Source organism: Microcoleus sp. B4-D4, assembly GCF_036705185.1.
GTDB lineage: Bacteria > Cyanobacteriota > Cyanobacteriia > Cyanobacteriales > Microcoleaceae > Microcoleus.
This window is the reverse complement of the sequence record NZ_JAUBTX010000021.1, coordinates 77,950-94,662: the sequence shown is the minus strand read 5'-3', so window position 1 is coordinate 94,662 and position 16,713 is coordinate 77,950. Positions and strand designations below refer to the sequence as shown.

The following is a 16,713-nucleotide window of genomic DNA, read 5'->3' as shown; positions in this document are numbered from 1 at the left end:
AGTCTTACACGTTGTCTACGCCGAACGCGAGTCAAAGTCTTTTGAGGTAAGGGTTTTAGGCTTATTCAGCAAGCCCTAATTAATTTTGTGTAGTTACTTAATCGTTCACTGTTCATTAAGGGAGTGGATAGGTTTTATTTTTCATCCTCATTTTTTCCTTAACGGTGGCTCTAGTTCTTCTGAAAGCCACCGTTCTCATCTTTATTTAGTCTAAAGTCCAGTAAAATATTAAAGGAACTTCTCAGTAGTCGAATTCAAGAGGTAAGACTTGAAACAAATTGGATTAGTAGCGATCGGACGAAATGAAGGGCAGCGCCTCCGCCAGTGCCTAGTGTCGGCCACAGACAAAGTTGTCCGCGTCGTCTACGTCGATTCCGGCTCAACAGACGGCAGCCTAGAGTTAGCCCGATCGGCTCTCTTGGATCTGTGGTGCAAACTGTATTTTACAGCACAGAATTTTGGCAATCGAATCGCTGAAATCCTTACCCTGAGATATATAAGCTATATCAATCACCCGATAGCCAGGAGAGCCATAATAGCCTAAGCAGAATTAGCAGCAGTCTGCTGCCGCACGAGAAATTCCCCGCAGCCACAGCTTGCAGGATCAATTTCGATCGAAAAACACTACTCAAACTAAAAAAATAACTCAATGGATACACTCAAACAGCCCGCGCACATTGCTATTTATCTGCATTGCCTGTTCAACGGGGGTATAGAGCGGGTAATGTTGAACTTAACTCGCAATTTTGTAGCTCGTGGCGTTAAAGTAGATTTGGTACTTAACTTTCCCGGAACGTCTTTCCTGTGGGACTTTCCCCCCGAAGTTCGGATTATAAACCTAGAGGCTGAAAAGATATTAACAAGAGTTCCTAAATTAGTGCGTTACCTGCGACAGGAACGACCCACAGCTTTAATGTCAGCAAATCATTATGCCAATGAGGTAGCACTATGGGCTAAGCATTTTTCGGGCGTACCTACACAGTTTGTGGTCTCAGAACACACGAATCTTTCCCAGGAAGTGGCAAATACATCTCCCTTAACCTTTAAGCATTGGTCGCCTCTGACATCACGACTTTTTTACCCCTGGGCAGACGGCATAGTAGCAGTTTCTCAAGGAGTAGCTGAAGACCTAGCGTCTATCACTGGCTTAGCTGCTGAGCGAATCGAGGTAATTAACAACCCAATAGAGATTGATGAAGTCATAAAAAAAGGTAAAGAACCTGTAGACAATCCCTGGTTGAATTCTCCAGAAGTGCCAGTAATTTTGGGAGTGGGGAGATTAGAAAAGCAAAAAAATTTTTCTAACTTAATTAATGCTTTTGTTAAAGTACGGCAGGTGCGATCGGCTCGGTTGATTATTTTAGGCGAGGGTTCAGAGCGGGATAGACTAGAAGATATAATCCGCGAATTGGGTTTGGAAAATGATGTGATAATGCCCGGTTTTGTAAAAAATCCTTTTGCATACATGGCACGAGCGGCAGTATTTGTCTTGTCTTCAGCTTGGGAAGGTCTGTCGGTTATACTGGGAGAAGCAATGACTTTGGGAACCCCAATTGTTTCTACAAATTGCCCGAGCGGCCCCTATGAAATCTTAGACCGAGGCAAGTACGGCGAGCTAGTACCAGTAGGCGACAGCGAAGCGCTCGCAACAGCAATTTTAAAAGTATTGTCCGGTCAAACAAAGCCAGCCGATCCAGCTTGGCTTGCCCAATTCAGCGTTGAGGCTACTGCTCAAAAATATCTGGATATTATGGGTATCACGGATCGCTGATTCAGCTAGGTCGCTGGGCTAAATTAACTACAATATACAGGAACTCGCTCTGATTGATTTTATGAAGAACTTTTGAAGTTACCTTGACTAAGATATAAAAGAACAGCTTGCAAGTTGAATTTAAGAGGTAAGGTTTGAAACAGATTGGATTGGTTGCTATTGGGCGAAATGAGGGCGCGAGGCTCGGATCGTGCTTGCTATCGGCGATAGACAAAGTAGCTTTGGTGGTTTATGTCGATTCCGGCTCAACAGACGGCAGCTTGGAATTAGCCCGATCGATCGGCTGCAATACAGTTGAACTAGACCTATCTACACCCTTTACCGCAGCCCGCGCCAGAAATGCAGGATTTGCCCGCCTGCAGGAAGCAGCACCAGACATCGAATTTGTCCAATTCGTAGACGGCGACTGCGAAGTAGTTGACGGGTGGCTCGAACTAGCCCAGCAACAACTCGCAGCCAAATCAGAATTAGCTGTAGTGTGCGGGCGCCGGCGCGAAAAATTCCCCGAAGCCACAGCATACAACCGGCTTTGCGACATTGAGTGGGACACGCCAGTCGGCGAAGCAAAAGCCTGCGGTGGCGACTCGATGATGCGAGTCAAAGCATTCGAGCAAGTCGGCGGTTTCAACCCCGCACTGATAGCCGGCGAAGAACCGGAAATGTGCGTGAGGCTGCGCCAAAACGGCTGGAAAATCGAGCGCTTAGATGCAGAAATGACCCTGCACGACGCCCAAATGACAGGTTTTGACCAGTGGTGGAAGCGTTGTCAAAGAGCTGGTCACGCCTACGCCGAAGGTTCCTTCCTGCACGGGAACACCCCCGAACGCCACTGGGTGAAAGATACCCTCAGCATCTGGTTTTGGGGATTCGTTTTGCCAGTGCTAGCATTGGGTACAGCCTGGTTCACCCACGGGTGGAGCCTCTGGTTGCTGGCCGGCTACCCGGTACTTACTTACCGAATTTACCGCCGGATGCTGCAGCAGCGGAATTTGCCAGCCAAGGATGCTGCACTTTATGCTATAGCTTGTGCGATCGGCAGATTTCCCCAGTTGCAAGGTCAGATTCAGTTTCACCAGCGCCGGTTGCTGGGACAGCGCAGCAATTTGATCGAATACAAAACATCAAAGTCTATGAATTCGGCGAGGTAGAATGAGTGCTAAATTTAGTGAGTAAATAAGTCAAAATAAACATAACTTGTCTTTCCCCTACTAGCCCTTGCCTGCGGCGATCTCAGGCAAGTATCCAGATCACACAAACAAATGGTGGCTCTTCCGTACTTGGTATGATAAATTATTAGAGTTTTCACTGTCTGACACCTGGCTGTATTGGATTGCCATGCCGCGAACTAACTCAAGGAGTATTTTGAGTGTAGAACGTCACCCAACTCAAACTCTGTAATGGTTTGACTTTAAATTTTGACTCAAAGAGCATACTAAGTACGGAAGAATCAAAATGGCCAACCAAAAATTTTTATTTCTATTTATAGAGTCCAACCGCGATGGTGCATCTGTACCTTTTATCGGCTACAACTTTTCACAAGCAATTAGAAAACTGGTAGCAGATGTAACTCTTGTTAACGACGAAAGAAATAAAACGACTTAGTAAAAGTAAAAAAACACACACAAAAGCATTACTTGTATCGCAAAAAGCATTGAGGTGACTAAAAATACTTTACCAGGGAAAAAGACCTGACAAGGAAAGGCGAAAATAATGGGCATTCAGCTAATTTGTTAGGCAATCCAGTTGATGCAGAATTTAATCAATGATTTGCGAAAAAACAGCTTCTAAGTTTAAATAGTCTATTAACCCAGTTGGGGACAAAAGAAGTTATGCGAATTGTAATTGTTGCTCAAAATGCTTCAACTAAGTTCGGCGGTGAGTCATTGCTGCCGGTGAACTACTTCAGGATACTTCGATCGCGCAAAATAGAGACTTGGTTAGTAGTTCACGCCCGCACCCAGGCAGAACTCGAAGGATTGTTTCCAGAAGAACACGATCGAATGCACTTTGTACCCGATACTTCGCTGCACCGGCTGCTTAGTAATTGCGGGCAATTTATCCCAGCAAGAGTGAATGAATTTACTTTTGGGCTGCTGAGTCACCTGTACACGCAAATGCTGCAGCGCCGCATTGTCCGGCGGCTGGTGAGCGAACACCAGATTGATGTTGTACACGAACCCACACCAGTCTCGGCAACACTTCCTTCGTTGATGTTCGATTTGGGAGTGCCGGTAGTTATCGGGCCGATGAACACGTCGGTTAAATTTCCTCTGGCATTTCGATCGCGCCAAAATCCGACCATTGATATTTTAATCGCGATCGGTTACCAGTTCGTCGATTTCTTCAACCGTCTTTTTCCCGGCAAAATCAAAGCCGAGACGCTGTTGGTGGCCAACAATCGCACCAAGCAGGCACTTCCATCAGGAGTCCGGGGTAAAATTATTGAACTCGTGGAAAACGGCGTGGATTTCTCGGTGTGGCGATCGGACTCTACCGCATTAAAGGAGCCAAATAAACAAGTTCACTTTGTTTTCTTGGGGCGACTGGCAGACTGGAAAGGTGTAGACTTACTGCTAGAAGCCTTCGCCCCCGTCGCAGCTCAAACAGATGCAGTCTTGGAAATCATCGGCGATGGGGAGATGCGAGAGGAACTCGAAGCTCAAACAGCTCGTTTGGGGCTCGACAGCAGGGTTGTATTTAGCGGCTGGCTGTCTCAGGAAGAGTGCGCTATCAAAATGAAACAAGCTGATTCAATGGTGTTCCCGAGTTTACGCGAACCTGGGGGGGCCGTGGTAATGGAAGCAATGGCGGTGGGCTTACCCGTCATAGCCACGAACTGGGGCGGCCCGGCGGATTATCTCGATTCCAAAAGTGGAATTTTAGTAGAACCAGCTTCTAAAGAAGGCTTTGTCAAGGGACTGACTGATGCGATGCTGAAGCTAGCTCAATCCCCGGAGCTGCGACAGAGCATGGGTAGCGCTGGACGGGAGCGAGTCCGGCAGCAGTTCGACTGGGAACGCAAAGTCGATAGAATGCTTGAAATTTATCAACAAACCGTAAAAGATAGCGTCCGCTAAGGAGCAGCTTTCCTCTGTCTGTCGAGCTGTAGGGGCCGTGCCAAAAAACTCAAGCGCAAAAAACGGGTTAACCCGTATTTGGTTAACCCGCAAGCTTAGAAACGCGCACGGCGATTAATTTTGCACTACCAGCTTGACGTTGGCGTTTTGCAAACCGCGCTGCTTGACGGCTGCCAAGGTCTTGTTGACTGCGTACTTCTGGTTGATGGAGTTAATTAACTCAGTTTGATTGTGCTTTTTGGCCACGCCCCAGAGGTCGGCAATCAGGTCAAAGGAACCATCGCTATTGCGAGACCAACCCAGGTCGTATTCGCCTTCCAGAGTCGCTACGATGTCGGAGCGAACGCGCTGACCGTTATAACCGCGAACATCAGCTTCTGACTTGACTGAAATGCCCAAGTCGCGCAGTGAAGCTTTCAGGATTTCGGCATCGGTGATTTTGGTACGAAGAGTGCTAAAGTGAGACATTGGATTTCCTCCTAATAAAACTGAGAGAGAAACAACAACGGTCTGGATTTAACGGTGCCGCTGGGCGGCTTTTCAATCGAACTGCTAGCTGTTGCTAGCCTTTGCTCCTGTTTGGACCAGGAGAAAGCTTTTAGAATTCCATTCGCTGATATTCAGCGACGGAAGACGCAGCGGGCCGTGCGCGCTGTCTCGCCCAATCTCGGAGGGCGCTGACCTGTTCGGTCATGGTTTTAGACAGTGGCAATGTGGATTTAATGGCCGCGATTATATCTAACTGCGTAAACTCTCTATCTTGAGCGAAGGCCTCGTACATGGCTGCTACTAACCCTTGCTCAATTTCTGCGCCTGAAAAGCCCTCGGAAACATTGGAAAGCTGCTCTAAATCGAAGCGAGAGATGTCCCGACGGCGCTTTGACAGGTGAATATTGAATATATCTTGGCGTTCTTCTTTGGTAGGCAGGTCAACAAAGAAGAGTTCGTCGAACCGGCCTTTCCTCAAGAATTCCCCCGGCAACCGCTCGATGCGGTTGGCTGTTGCCATTACGAAGACTGGGGAAGTCTTTTCTTGCATCCAAGTGAGGAATGAACCGAAAATTCGGCTGGATGTGCCTCCGTCTGAGTCGGCAGAACCAGTGCCTCCGGAAAAGGCTTTGTCTAGTTCGTCGATAAACAGGATGGCTGGAGAGATGGATTCTGCTGTTTTTAGAGCGTTGCGGAGGTTGGCTTCAGATCGACCCACCATCGAGCCGTCATAGACTCGGCCCATATCTAGCCGCAGCAGGGGCAGTCCCCAAAGGCGCGATGTAGTCTTGGCAATCAGCGATTTTCCACAGCCCGGTACGCCGAGAATTAACATCCCTTTTGGTTGGGGCAGGCCGTATTCTCTCGCCCTTTCTGTAAAGGCGTTGGAACGCTGCTTGAGCCACCGTTTCAGCTCTTCTAAACCGCCTACTGCATCCAGGGTTTCATCTTCTTCAACGAACTCTAGAATGCCGTTGCGCCGAATTAATTGCTTTTTCTCCGACAGAACTATGTCTACTTCTTCTTCAGTTAACCGCCCTGTCGAAACGTGGGCTTTGCGATACACTTTTTCAGCTTCGTCCTTAGTCAATCCCAAGGCTGCTTTTAAAAGTTTTTCTCGCGCTTCTGTGGTAATGCGTCGCGATTTTGTTTGCTCCAACTGACCGGACAACACTTGGTTGAGTTCCTTCATGTCGGGAAGCGCGAAATCTAATACCACTACTTCCTTTTCTAGCTCGATCGGAATTTGCTGCAAAGGAGACATCAGTATGATTGTCTTTTGCGTTCCTTTGAAGTTGGCGATCGCATCCCGCAATAACCTTGTTACAGTTGCATCATCTTTAAAAGGATGAAGGTCTTTGAATATATAGATTCCACTGGGGTTGTTGCTTGGTTCCCGCTGCCTGATAACCCACTCAAGGGCTGCCTGTGGCGAGAGGGTGCTTTGCTGAGTGTTCCGAGGTTGACCGTGATCCGTGCGCTCTATCATGCCTTGGGTTACAGTCCAGACGAATACTCGTCGCTGTGGCTTGGCTTGAGCTATTGTTGAAATTGCTTGCTCACACCGCTCTTCCTCGGATGTCACGAGGTAGATCAGAGGATATTGAGCTTGGATTAGGATACTGATCTCTTCTTGCATAGTCCTCGACCCACTAGAGACGGTGCTATCTGTGCTGAATCTCAATGCTGCCTTTAGCCGAATTAGAAAAATTTTAGTGAAAAATTTCAGTAAATTTAAGTTCTAGCTTTTGGGGAAGCAAGGCATTCTTAGCAGGGAACCAATTCTTCCTCTCCCGGTCTGGCTGTGCTGGCACCGACGCCTGACACCTGCTTTACTGGAAGATCTTGCTCAGCCAATACGCTCGGCTGACTTGTTACTGATGCCAGTTCTCCATCTCGCATTACTACAGAACCCGTGCATTCTGGACAAGTGTACACCCGGTGGGTTTGTCCGTAGGAGGCTTCTACTTCGTCAACCACTTCGGGGTTTCCTAGGTAAAAGACAATTGCCCTTTCTGCAATTGATGACATCGGTTCTGTTTCGACTGCGGCTTTGATTTTGAGCTGGCGATGCAGTTCAGGTGGAAGATACAGCGTAACTTTTTGCTTTTCTTGCATATCAGTGAATTGAACTTACCCGGGTATGTATATTAGATTAGCCACTTAATTCTTTGCTGTCAACCCTCTATGCAGTTTTAGCGTCATCTTGTAATACTTCGTTACAATTGAGGTGATTTTGGGGCAGCCTACAACGGAATTAATGGGCTTTTAGCTGATGAGGCTGCGATGCAGCAGCAGGTATTTCGATTTGGGATTGGGGTATGGCGATTTGGGATTGGGGAATGAATGGATGGCTGTCAATGGCAGATTTAAGGCAAATTGACGCGCATAAACACAGATCATTTGTATAGGAGCGAGTTTGGGGAGGTAATGCAAGTCTAATTTTAAGGCCCGTTAGCCGATCGCCCCACCAGATATGGCAAAATCAATCAGCGTCTGTCGGTAAACCTCCGGCAATCCCGTGTCAAAACACCGCCCTTGCACCACATAACCAGCCATTCCCTCGAACTCCCGCAATTTATCCAAACACGATGTTAACTGGAATTCACCTCTTTCTCGAAAATTGGCACTAATATGTTCTGCCAAACAATCAAATAGTTTAGGATTGAGGACGTACATCCCAAACATCGATAAAAATAAATCATCCCCCATTCCTTGTACGCTTAAATGCTGCCGCGCATACTCGATATCCGGCTTTTCGTAAACTTGCGCCACAGACAAAATAGCATCTTGTTCCTGCCAAACACCAGCCGCACAGCCGTAGTGATGAATTACCTCAGCCTTTGTCACCCTCAAACCAATTACGCTTTGCTGCACTTGCGAGTAAATATCCAATAGCTGGCGCGCGCAAGAGTTTGCAGTGTCCGACAAGTAAATGTGGTCGCCCAACAGCAGCAAAAATGGCTCGCTGTTCGTCCATTCTCTAGCACAAAATACCGCGTGGCCGAATCCTTCCTGAACATCTTGAGTAAGAATTGTAACTTTCTGTCCCACATTTTGTAAATATTTGCTATAGTCCTGATTTTGCACAGACAGTTTTTGGAAAAGCTGGGGAGACGGAGGAGTTTTAAAGAAATCTTCAAAAAAAGTGCGATCGCCCTTTTGCACAACTATACCAACTTCTTCGATTCCGGCGCTCAAAGCTTCTTCCACAATTGCCAAAATTATCGGTTTGGCGCGGCCGTCGCGATCGATAATTGGAAATAATTCTTTCTTCACAGCCTTAGTAGCCGGAAACATCCGAGTGCCAAAACCGGCGGCCGGAATCACCGCTTTGCGGACTCTGTACTGAGAACGGATTGTCATAGGATTTTAGATTTTAGATTGAAGAATTTGAAGCTTCCTTAAATTCGTATTTTTTTTCAACTGATTTTCAGTTTCACACAATTCATCTGAGGAAAATCCCGTGCAATAATCTCCATAACCTCCTGTTGACTTTCTGCATCTTTAACTATAAACTGCGCCGTGCCGTCTCCTTGAGAACCTACTCCCTTCCCACCCAAAATATAAGGCTGAATTGGTGGATAGTTCAAAAGTTCATGCAAGACAGAAGCAGTTAACTGCCCCGGACAAGCGGGGATTAAATACTTGTCAAATTCCCTCTGGGCAACTTTCATCAACTCGCCGAGTTTAACCGCATCTCCCTGCTGTAAAGCTGCGGCTGCATCCTGCGTAATTCTCGAACTAATGGCACCGAGATATTGCTGCACGTTTGCTGCTACTTCATTCGCAGCAAAGGGGTAAGCCAGATTGAGACTTGCCAGGATTTCTTGAGTGTTTTTGCTAGCGCCCAAATCTACGAGTACAAAAAACAAATCTTTGGTAACTTTTAGCTCAACAACATCCATTTGAGAACCGTCAAAAATCATCATAATCGGGCGATTTCCATAGGCACAACCCTGATCCATGCGGCCGCAGCGCGAAGGTGTTGCAGTCTCGCCTAAATAAGCCATTTCCATTTCACCGCGCACGTTCATTTTTAAATCGTATAAGCGGTTGAAAGCGCGCGCTACTAATACGCAAATTGCGGCGCTGGAAGACAGGCCTTTCTGAATTGGTAAATCTGTTAAATAATTGTCAATCTCTACTCCTCCCACGCGGTAGTAGGTGAGAAATTGAGCCGCCACACCGGCTGCATAACTGAAAAAAGTTCCTGTTTGTGCTTCAGCAAGCAGACGATTTTTTTCCATCGGGAGTGCAGCTTCTATTTTGGTGCCGTCATTTAAAGCAGCCCGCAAAATCAAGTGTGTGGGATGCGGCTTAACTTCAGCATAAATTCCTTGATTTGTACTGGCTATCAGAGTGCAGCCTTTTGCTATAGCGGGATTGAGGGGCCGATAAGCGGCTGCCCAATCGCTGTGTTCGCCAAACAGACAAAGGCGGCCAGGAACAAAAAGCTGCATGACATCTATCTAAAGGTATCTATATTGCGATTACTTTAACTTGAAATGCAGATATTTGACTAAAAGTGCGATCGTCCTTTGGGTTGATGTCAACGGCTGGCAAAATTTGTTTTAATAAATGTTTAGTTAGAAGAATTGAGGAAATAATTTCAATGCGTAAGTTAAATATAGGTCTATCTGACGAGCAACGTGCAGGTGTTATCGAACTTTTGAATCACGACCTGTCTGACGCTTATCTGCTGTTAATCAAAACTAAAAAGTATCACTGGGATGTAGTTGGCCCGCAGTTTCGATCGCTCCACCAGTTGTGGGAAGAACACTACCAGGTATTGACTGAGAATATTGATGCTATGGCCGAACGGGTTAGAGCTTTAGGCGGCTACCCAATTGGTACTGCTGAGGGTTTTCTCAAGTATGGTTCGATTAAGGAACACGTCGGCGATTTGCCTTTAGCAAGTGAGATGGTATCGCGTTTGGTTGACGATCACGAACTGATTATTCGCAATCTCCGCAAACACGTCGAACAGTGTGGTGAAGTGTTTAAGGATGACGGAACCGCAGACTTTTTGACTGGTTTGATGGAACAGCACGAACAAATGGCTTGGATGTTGCGATCGTTTATTGAAGGCGAATCGCTTTCGTCTGACGGTCAGCAGCCAAAAGCTAAAACTGCTACAGCTTCTCATGCTTAGGAATGAAAATTTAATAACTTAAGCAATTGCTCGTTACCAGGAAGAGCCTGGTAACGAGCAATTTTAATGTGTTTTAGATTGAATTTTTTGAGTTATTAAACTATTAAACCGCATTCTTTCATACACCTGCGACGGCAGCATTCTGTGAACTTTCGTCCGCGTCTCAATCGTCGCAAGTGTCGTATCTTCACTCGATTCTGATGTTGGTTTTAATTTTAATCCCGATTCAGCGGGCGGTGAGACTATAATTTTCAAGAGGCTAGTTATTGACAGCAAGTACAGATTGTGACGCAATAGTGACATAAATAAATCTTCTTTAAAAGCTTGAGCCAGCCAAAATAATGTACTGCGATGATTGCCGCTGCGGTTGCTTTTTACTGCTAAATAAATGTAGAAATTACTGCTAGACCAGCGATAAATGTTGCTAGGAATTTCGGGATGTTGCTGCCGGACATTTGCCATAATTAAAGAATGACCTTTTGCCATTGCTGCATAGTTGCAAGACATACTGCTTGCAATCTGGCGGTAGCCAACTAAATATTCTGGCACTACTTTGAATTGATAATGTTCGGCTATGCGGAGGTGCAGTTCCCAGTCTTCGCAGCCTTGAGCATTTTCTGCTTTTAATTTGCAGTTGTAACCGCCGATTTTTTCAAAGCAAGCGCGGCGGATTAGGGATGAGCTGGCATTGCCGATAAAATATTTATAAACTAATGCTTGGTAAACTTCTCCGGCGATAGTGGAGTTGTAAAATCCGCCTGTGAGCAAGTCTTGTTCGTTGATATCAACTGACCAGGAATAGACAACTCCGACAGTGGGTTCTGATTTTGTTAAGCATTCTATTTGTTTTTCTAGGTTTTGCGGATACCAAATATCGTCGGCATCGATGGGTGCAATGTATTCGCCGTGGGATTTTTCTATTGCTAGGTTGCGAGCGGCGGCGACTCCGGCATTTGACTGCTGCAATAAGATGATTCGGCTATCTTTTTGGGCAAAAAAATTGACGATTTCGGCTGTTGTATCTGTTGAGCCGTCGTCTACTACTAAAATTTCTAGTTTTTGATAGGTTTGAGATAAGACAGATTCTAGTGTTTTAGCAATAAATTTTTCGGCGTTGTAAGCTGGTATGATGACTGAAACTAATGGTGGTTTTAAATTGTTTTGGAAGGTGTTCATGCAGGATAAAATTTGTGTAGGTGAAAATTTTGGCTCAAAGAAAGCGAGCTAATGGTATGTTAGCAAATCACCAAAGGTCGATCGTACACCGTCAAAAAAATTCAAATGTATGTTTTAAGTATATTGCCATAGTTCCTAAAATGTGCATTGTCACAGCGGTGGATACAGACTTAGTGCAAGAGTCCCTCGCGAATGAGCTCTGCACAATAAATTGTATTAGTCAATTCCTGAGTCCGCTCCAAAACTGGCATGGTGCCGCGTACTCCTGTCGGGGAGAGCCCCAAATTTTAGAGGAAAGTTCAAGCTTCGGTGATTCACCGACGTTGCAAGTAAATCTCAACCTTATAGGGCGAAGTCGAAGTATCTAAAATCGACGCTTCTGCTGACTTTTTTCAGTATACTTACTTAATGTTATATTTGATACTTGATACATATTTGTAAAATCAAAGTCTTGTGGTGGAACAGTGTCAGATACAATGGCTGGTGGGGCTTTTTCTCAAGTTTACAAAAACAATGACATATTTAAAGATTTCGTAAAGCTGTTGTCTGCATCAGGTGAGTTTAAGGAAGATCAAGCCTAGAATAGCAGGCAGGAAGGGGGAAAAATGCAGATTATTGCCATGCCAGCAAACATTTAGTTGAATAGAAACAGAAATCGAGTTATAAACAAAAAGTAGAGTTAATTTTACTCTTCATGAAAAAGCACCATTTAAATTCAAGCAAATTTTGGCCCGTGTAATTTAAGTTATTTAGGTGATGATTTCTACCGCTGACCCGACTGTATCCGTGATTATCCCAGTCCACAACGGGGGTTCTTACTTCCGCACCTGTTTGTCAAAACTGGCTCAAGCTGTGCCCAGACCGATCGAGATTATTGTAGTAGCAGATGGCGAAAGCGACGGTTCTTGGAGACTTGCAAAGGAATTCGGGGCAAAGTTAATTAGAATTCCTGAATGCGGCGGCCCCGCCCGAGCGAGAAATTTGGGAGCGCAAGCTGCGAAGGGAGATATTCTGTTTTTTGTGGATGCTGATGTGGCTGTTTGTCGTGAAGCGGTGGGTTATGCGATATCGGTGTTCAAAAATAATCCCCACTTGACTGCTTTCATCGGCTCCTACGACGACGCTCCTGGAGATCCAGATTTTCTGTCGCAGTACAGGAACTTGCTGCACCACTACGTGCACCAAACCGGTAACGAAGAAGCTTCGACTTTTTGGGGAGCTTGCGGAGTGATTCGCCGGGAAATTTTTTTGCAGATGGGTGGCTTTAATGAGAATTACCGCCAAGCTTCGATCGAGGATATTGAATTCGGCTACCGTTTGAAACAAGCCGGTCATCAAATTCGGCTGTGCAAAACATTGCAGGTGAAGCACTTAAAGCGCTGGGAGGCGATGGGGATGGTGAAAGCTGACTTTTTTTACCGAGCGCTGCCTTGGACGGAACTTATTTGGCGCGATCGGCAATTAAATAACGACCTCAACTTGCAAGTGTCGAATCGGCTCAGCGTGATTTTAACTTATGCAATGCTGCTTCTGGTTTTGGGAACCTGTTGGTCGCTGAACTGCTTGCTAGCTGTGCCGTTTGTAGCTGTACCGCTGGTAGCAATTAATGCACCGCTTTATCGATTTTTTCAGCAAAAACACGGTCTCATATTTGCTCTGAAAACAATTCCTTGGCACTGGCTTTTCTATTTTTACAGCGGACTGGCATTTGCGATCGGCACGGCTCGCCATTTGTCCCAAAAAAAGCCCTTGACTGCCAAGGTTAGCTTGCCGGTACCGCTGAATAAATCAATGCCAATTGCGCTTCAACATCAGATCGATCGATAGTTTCTCAGGGTATGTACGGGTGCATCTATCTATTTTAGAAGTTATAAATAATGGTATAGTTCGATAAAAAAGCTGGAGGTAGGCTGAGTGAAACATTATCCGGTTGCGATCGTCGGTGCAGGCCCTGCGGGCTTGACTGCTGCCTACGAGCTCGTCAAACAAGGTATCATCCCTGTTGTACTAGAAAAAGGTGATAAAGTTGGGGGAATAGCTCGCACCGAAACCTACAAAGGCTATCGTTTCGACATTGGCGGCCACCGCTTTTATACTAAAGTTGAAGCCGTGCAGGAGTTGTGGCAAGAGGTACTGGGAAATGAGTTTATTAAAGTGCCGCGATTGTCCAGAATTTTTTATCGAGGTAAATTTTTTAACTATCCGATCAGTGCCTTCAATACTCTGTTTAATTTGGGCATAATTGAGAGTACGCTGATTATTTTGAGCTATGTGAAAGTGAGAATTTGGCCGCTACCGGAAGAAACAACTTTTGAACAGTGGGTGATCAATCGTTTTGGCGAACGCTTGTATAAAACATTTTTTAAGACTTACACTGAAAAAGTTTGGGGCATTCCTTGTTCGGAAATTCAAGCAGATTGGGCGGCGCAGCGGATTAAAGGATTGTCGCTGACGACAGCAATTATTAATGCTTTGTTTGGCAGCAACGATACTAAAACATTAATCAAAGAGTTTGATTATCCGGCTTTGGGGCCGGGGATGATGTGGGAAAAGTTCGCGGAAGCTGTGGAGAATAAAGACGGCAAAGTTTATCTCGATACTAAGGCGATCAGCTTTGAGCGCGAAGGTAATAAGATTAAAAGTATTACTGCGGAGCAAAACGGAGAATTAGTTCAATATTCGGCGGATAATTTTATTACGAGTATGCCGATATCGGCGCTGATAGCGAGGCTAAAACCGCAGCCGCCAGAAGAGGTGTTGCACGCCGCGCGATCGCTCAAATATCGAGATTTTTTGATTGTAGCGCTGATTGTCGATCGCAAGGATTTGTTTCCTGACAACTGGATTTACATTCACTCCCCCGAAGTCAAAGTGGGACGAATTCAAAACTTTAAGAATTGGAGCGCCGCTTTAGTTCCCGATGTCAGCAAAAGTTGTTTGGGAATGGAATATTTCTGTAGCGTAGGGGACGAGGTTTGGGAAATGTCGGACGCTGAACTTGTGGAATTAGCAACTCGCGAGTTGGTTGGTTTGGGTTTAGCAACAACTGCCGAGGTTGAAGATGGAGTTGTCATACGGCAACTTAAAGCTTATCCAGTTTATGATGGGGAATATCGCGGACATTTGCAGGTACTTGAAGGTTTTGTGAAGGGTATTGAGAATTTGCAGACGATCGGGCGAAATGGTATGCACCGATACAACAATCAAGACCATTCTATGCTGACGGGGTTGCTGGCGGCGAGAAATATTCTCGGCGAAAAGCACGATTTGTGGGATGTGAATACTGAGCGATCGTACTATGAAGATTTTAGTGTCGATCGCTCAAAAGAAAAAAAGGATTCGGATTTAATTTCGCAGTCCATATAGCCAGCCGAAATAGGGATTGCCATGAAAAAAGCCAACCTGCCAAACTTAATCGGCTTCGCAGCAAGCGTCTTCTTGCTCCTGCTTTCAGTGCAGCGGTTTGTCCCTATCCAACTCAACTTAATCGAAGCGATCGCCGCGATCGCTTCTGCTTGGAGCGTTTGGCTGCTTGCTAAAAACAATCCCCTCGGCTGGTGGGTCGGCTTAATCGGAGTTATCGCCTACGCTGCAGTGTTTTATCAAGTTAAACTTTACGGCGAAGTTGCGATTCAATTCTTCTATTTAATCACGAGCTTGCAAGCAATTTATATTTGGCTGCGGGGCGGCGAAAACAGCACAGAAAAACCTGTATGCCGAATTTCCCAACGCTGGCTTATCTTCACAGGCGTCTTAGTTACAGTTGGCGTATTTGGCTTGCGAACAGTATTAATATCTTTGGGCGGCGCAGCACCTTTTTGGGATGCCCTGACGACCATATTAAGTGCGATCGCCCAGTTGTACCTGATGGAACGCTATCTCGAAAGCTGGTATTTGTGGATTGTTGCAGACACGATTTACGTTCCATTATATGCCTCGCGGGGGCTATATCTGACGAGTATTTTGTACGCGATTTTTTGGTTGATGGCAATTTACGGACTGCAAAATTTCCAGCGAATTTACTCGGAACACAAGTTAAAACAGCAGCAATCTTTATGAGACTCGGTGTTACTGTAGGCAAATTTTACCCCTTCCACAAAGGACACGACTACTTAATTCGAGAAGCTAAAAAAAAGGTTGACCGTTTAATCGTTCTCGCCTGTTACAAAACAAATCAAGCAGTTGCAGGAAGCGTTAGAGCCGACTGGATTCGGTTTTTGCATCCCGACGCAGAAGTTATCGAAGTTCTTGACGATTTGCCGGAAGCCCCCGAACCTTGGGCTCAGAGAACTCTTGAGGTGCTTTCCGGGCGAAAACCCGATATCGCTTTTACTTCAGAGGATTACGGCGAACCTTGGGCAAAACTGATGGGAGCTCAACACTGTGCAGTCGATCGCGAACGGCTCAAATTCCCGATTTCTGGAACGCAATTGCGATCGCACCTAGCCGAACACTGGCAAATGCTGACTCCCCCAGCCAAGGCCTACTTTGCCAAACGAGTCTGCGTGCTGGGTGTAGAATCGAGCGGCACGACTACCCTAGCACGATCGCTCGCACAGCACTACCAAACTGCTTGGGTTCCCGAATACGGCAGGTGTTACTGGGAAGGTAGGCAATATTCGCCCGATCCTGAAATTTGGGACAGCTATGAATTTGTAGAAATTGCCAAGAAACAAGCTGCTATAGAAGACGATATTGCTACTCGTGCTAACAAAGTCATTATCTGCGATACAGATTCTTTAGCTACTTGTATTTGGCACAAACGCTATGTTGGTTCCGAACACCCGACAATCGAGAAAATTGCAGACAGCCGCCGCTGCGATTTGTATATTTTGACTCAGCCGGATTTCGGGTTTGTTCAGGATGGAACGCGAGAAAGCGAACATTTACGGATGATTATGCACCAGTGGTTTGTTGAGGTTCTTCAGAAGAAAGGAAAGCGGTATATTACTGTGGGAGGAACGCACGAGTTGCGAATGTTGGAGGCTCTGCGGGCGATCGATTCACTGTTGGTGTTTGAACCGTTAAAGGAGCTAGAGAATTAG

Annotated in this window: 16 protein-coding genes; 10 read left to right on the top strand and 6 right to left on the bottom strand. The window is 45.9% G+C overall.

Annotated elements, in window-relative coordinates:
• Positions 1 to 268 precede the first annotated feature (268 nt).
• The 5 genes from QUB13_RS17020 to QUB13_RS17000 all read left to right on the top strand — a co-directional run bounded on the left by QUB13_RS17020 (position 269) and on the right by QUB13_RS17000 (position 4,848).
• Positions 269 to 544, top strand: coding sequence for a glycosyltransferase (locus QUB13_RS17020; RefSeq protein ID WP_333382729.1), 276 nt, complete (start codon positions 269 to 271; stop codon positions 542 to 544).
• Positions 545 to 649: 105 nt separating this feature from the next.
• Entirely contained in the window at positions 650 to 1,771 is a 1,122-nt protein-coding gene (locus QUB13_RS17015) for a glycosyltransferase (protein WP_333382727.1), read from the top strand.
• A 134-nt stretch (positions 1,772 to 1,905) separates the two neighbouring features.
• The gene (locus QUB13_RS17010) at positions 1,906 to 2,919 is read left to right on the top strand and encodes a glycosyltransferase (RefSeq protein ID WP_333382725.1); all 1,014 of its coding nucleotides are present in this window, start codon (positions 1,906 to 1,908) and stop codon (positions 2,917 to 2,919) included.
• Positions 2,920 to 3,223: 304 nt separating this feature from the next.
• A complete protein-coding gene (locus QUB13_RS17005) occupies positions 3,224 to 3,373 on the top strand; it encodes a hypothetical protein (RefSeq protein ID WP_333382723.1) in 150 nt (49 codons plus the stop codon).
• A gap of 227 nt (positions 3,374 to 3,600) precedes the next feature.
• Complete coding sequence (locus QUB13_RS17000; protein ID WP_333382721.1) at positions 3,601 to 4,848, top strand: glycosyltransferase family 4 protein; 1,248 nt, start codon at positions 3,601 to 3,603, stop codon at positions 4,846 to 4,848.
• Positions 4,849 to 4,962: 114 nt separating this feature from the next.
• Here the strand turns inward: QUB13_RS17000 and QUB13_RS16995 are convergent, their stop codons facing one another.
• From QUB13_RS16995 to QUB13_RS16975, 5 genes are all read right to left on the bottom strand, one after another.
• Positions 4,963 to 5,316: a DUF1257 domain-containing protein gene (locus tag QUB13_RS16995; RefSeq protein ID WP_096832348.1), complete on the bottom strand. Its 354-nt coding sequence runs from the start codon at positions 5,314 to 5,316 to the stop codon at positions 4,963 to 4,965.
• 130 nt (positions 5,317 to 5,446) lie between these two features.
• Entirely contained in the window at positions 5,447 to 6,976 is a 1,530-nt protein-coding gene (gene ycf46, locus QUB13_RS16990) for a stress-responsive protein Ycf46 (protein WP_194008387.1), read from the bottom strand.
• A 128-nt stretch (positions 6,977 to 7,104) separates the two neighbouring features.
• Complete coding sequence (locus QUB13_RS16985; RefSeq protein ID WP_194008388.1) at positions 7,105 to 7,455, bottom strand: hypothetical protein; 351 nt, start codon at positions 7,453 to 7,455, stop codon at positions 7,105 to 7,107.
• A 336-nt stretch (positions 7,456 to 7,791) separates the two neighbouring features.
• The gene (locus tag QUB13_RS16980) at positions 7,792 to 8,703 is read right to left on the bottom strand and encodes a UTP--glucose-1-phosphate uridylyltransferase (protein WP_333382719.1); all 912 of its coding nucleotides are present in this window, start codon (positions 8,701 to 8,703) and stop codon (positions 7,792 to 7,794) included.
• Between the two features lie 56 nt (positions 8,704 to 8,759).
• Positions 8,760 to 9,800, bottom strand: coding sequence for a mevalonate kinase family protein (locus tag QUB13_RS16975; protein ID WP_333382717.1), 1,041 nt, complete (start codon positions 9,798 to 9,800; stop codon positions 8,760 to 8,762).
• 152 nt (positions 9,801 to 9,952) lie between these two features.
• Between QUB13_RS16975 and QUB13_RS16970 the strand changes: the two genes are divergently transcribed.
• Complete coding sequence (locus QUB13_RS16970; RefSeq protein WP_333382715.1) at positions 9,953 to 10,492, top strand: Dps family protein; 540 nt, start codon at positions 9,953 to 9,955, stop codon at positions 10,490 to 10,492.
• A gap of 63 nt (positions 10,493 to 10,555) precedes the next feature.
• On the opposite strand, the gene QUB13_RS16965 is transcribed toward QUB13_RS16970, so the two are convergent.
• Positions 10,556 to 11,668 (bottom strand): glycosyltransferase family 2 protein, encoded by a 1,113-nt coding sequence (locus QUB13_RS16965; protein WP_333382713.1) that lies wholly within the window; start codon positions 11,666 to 11,668, stop codon positions 10,556 to 10,558.
• A gap of 756 nt (positions 11,669 to 12,424) precedes the next feature.
• On the opposite strand from QUB13_RS16965, the gene QUB13_RS16960 reads away from it, so the two are divergent.
• From QUB13_RS16960 to QUB13_RS16945, 4 genes are all read left to right on the top strand, one after another.
• The gene (locus tag QUB13_RS16960; RefSeq protein ID WP_333382733.1) at positions 12,425 to 13,495 is read left to right on the top strand and encodes a glycosyltransferase family 2 protein; all 1,071 of its coding nucleotides are present in this window, start codon (positions 12,425 to 12,427) and stop codon (positions 13,493 to 13,495) included.
• A gap of 87 nt (positions 13,496 to 13,582) precedes the next feature.
• Positions 13,583 to 15,034: an NAD(P)/FAD-dependent oxidoreductase gene (locus tag QUB13_RS16955; protein WP_333382712.1), complete on the top strand. Its 1,452-nt coding sequence runs from the start codon at positions 13,583 to 13,585 to the stop codon at positions 15,032 to 15,034.
• A 21-nt stretch (positions 15,035 to 15,055) separates the two neighbouring features.
• The gene (pnuC, locus tag QUB13_RS16950; RefSeq protein ID WP_333382711.1) at positions 15,056 to 15,727 is read left to right on the top strand and encodes a nicotinamide riboside transporter PnuC; all 672 of its coding nucleotides are present in this window, start codon (positions 15,056 to 15,058) and stop codon (positions 15,725 to 15,727) included.
• The gene (locus QUB13_RS16945; RefSeq protein WP_333382710.1) at positions 15,724 to 16,713 is read left to right on the top strand and encodes an AAA family ATPase; all 990 of its coding nucleotides are present in this window, start codon (positions 15,724 to 15,726) and stop codon (positions 16,711 to 16,713) included. Before pnuC ends, QUB13_RS16945 begins: the two co-directional genes overlap by 4 nt.

What these genes read in the sequence shown, in the direction of transcription:
- pnuC (WP_333382711.1), top strand. Translation starts at nt 15,056, where the DNA reads ATGAAAAAAGCCAACCTGCCAAACTTAATCGGCTTCGCAGCAAGCGTC.
- QUB13_RS16980 (WP_333382719.1), bottom strand. Translation starts at nt 8,703, where the DNA reads ATGACAATCCGTTCTCAGTACAGAGTCCGCAAAGCGGTGATTCCGGCC.
- QUB13_RS17015 (WP_333382727.1), top strand. Translation starts at nt 650, where the DNA reads ATGGATACACTCAAACAGCCCGCGCACATTGCTATTTATCTGCATTGC.
- QUB13_RS17005 (WP_333382723.1), top strand. Translation starts at nt 3,224, where the DNA reads ATGGCCAACCAAAAATTTTTATTTCTATTTATAGAGTCCAACCGCGAT.
- QUB13_RS16985 (WP_194008388.1), bottom strand. Translation starts at nt 7,455, where the DNA reads ATGCAAGAAAAGCAAAAAGTTACGCTGTATCTTCCACCTGAACTGCAT.
- QUB13_RS16995 (WP_096832348.1), bottom strand. Translation starts at nt 5,316, where the DNA reads ATGTCTCACTTTAGCACTCTTCGTACCAAAATCACCGATGCCGAAATC.
- ycf46 (WP_194008387.1), bottom strand. Translation starts at nt 6,976, where the DNA reads ATGCAAGAAGAGATCAGTATCCTAATCCAAGCTCAATATCCTCTGATC.
- QUB13_RS16960 (WP_333382733.1), top strand. Translation starts at nt 12,425, where the DNA reads ATGATTTCTACCGCTGACCCGACTGTATCCGTGATTATCCCAGTCCAC.
- QUB13_RS16975 (WP_333382717.1), bottom strand. Translation starts at nt 9,800, where the DNA reads ATGCAGCTTTTTGTTCCTGGCCGCCTTTGTCTGTTTGGCGAACACAGC.
- QUB13_RS16965 (WP_333382713.1), bottom strand. Translation starts at nt 11,668, where the DNA reads ATGAACACCTTCCAAAACAATTTAAAACCACCATTAGTTTCAGTCATC.
- QUB13_RS16970 (WP_333382715.1), top strand. Translation starts at nt 9,953, where the DNA reads ATGCGTAAGTTAAATATAGGTCTATCTGACGAGCAACGTGCAGGTGTT.
- QUB13_RS16945 (WP_333382710.1), top strand. Translation starts at nt 15,724, where the DNA reads ATGAGACTCGGTGTTACTGTAGGCAAATTTTACCCCTTCCACAAAGGA.
- QUB13_RS17000 (WP_333382721.1), top strand. Translation starts at nt 3,601, where the DNA reads ATGCGAATTGTAATTGTTGCTCAAAATGCTTCAACTAAGTTCGGCGGT.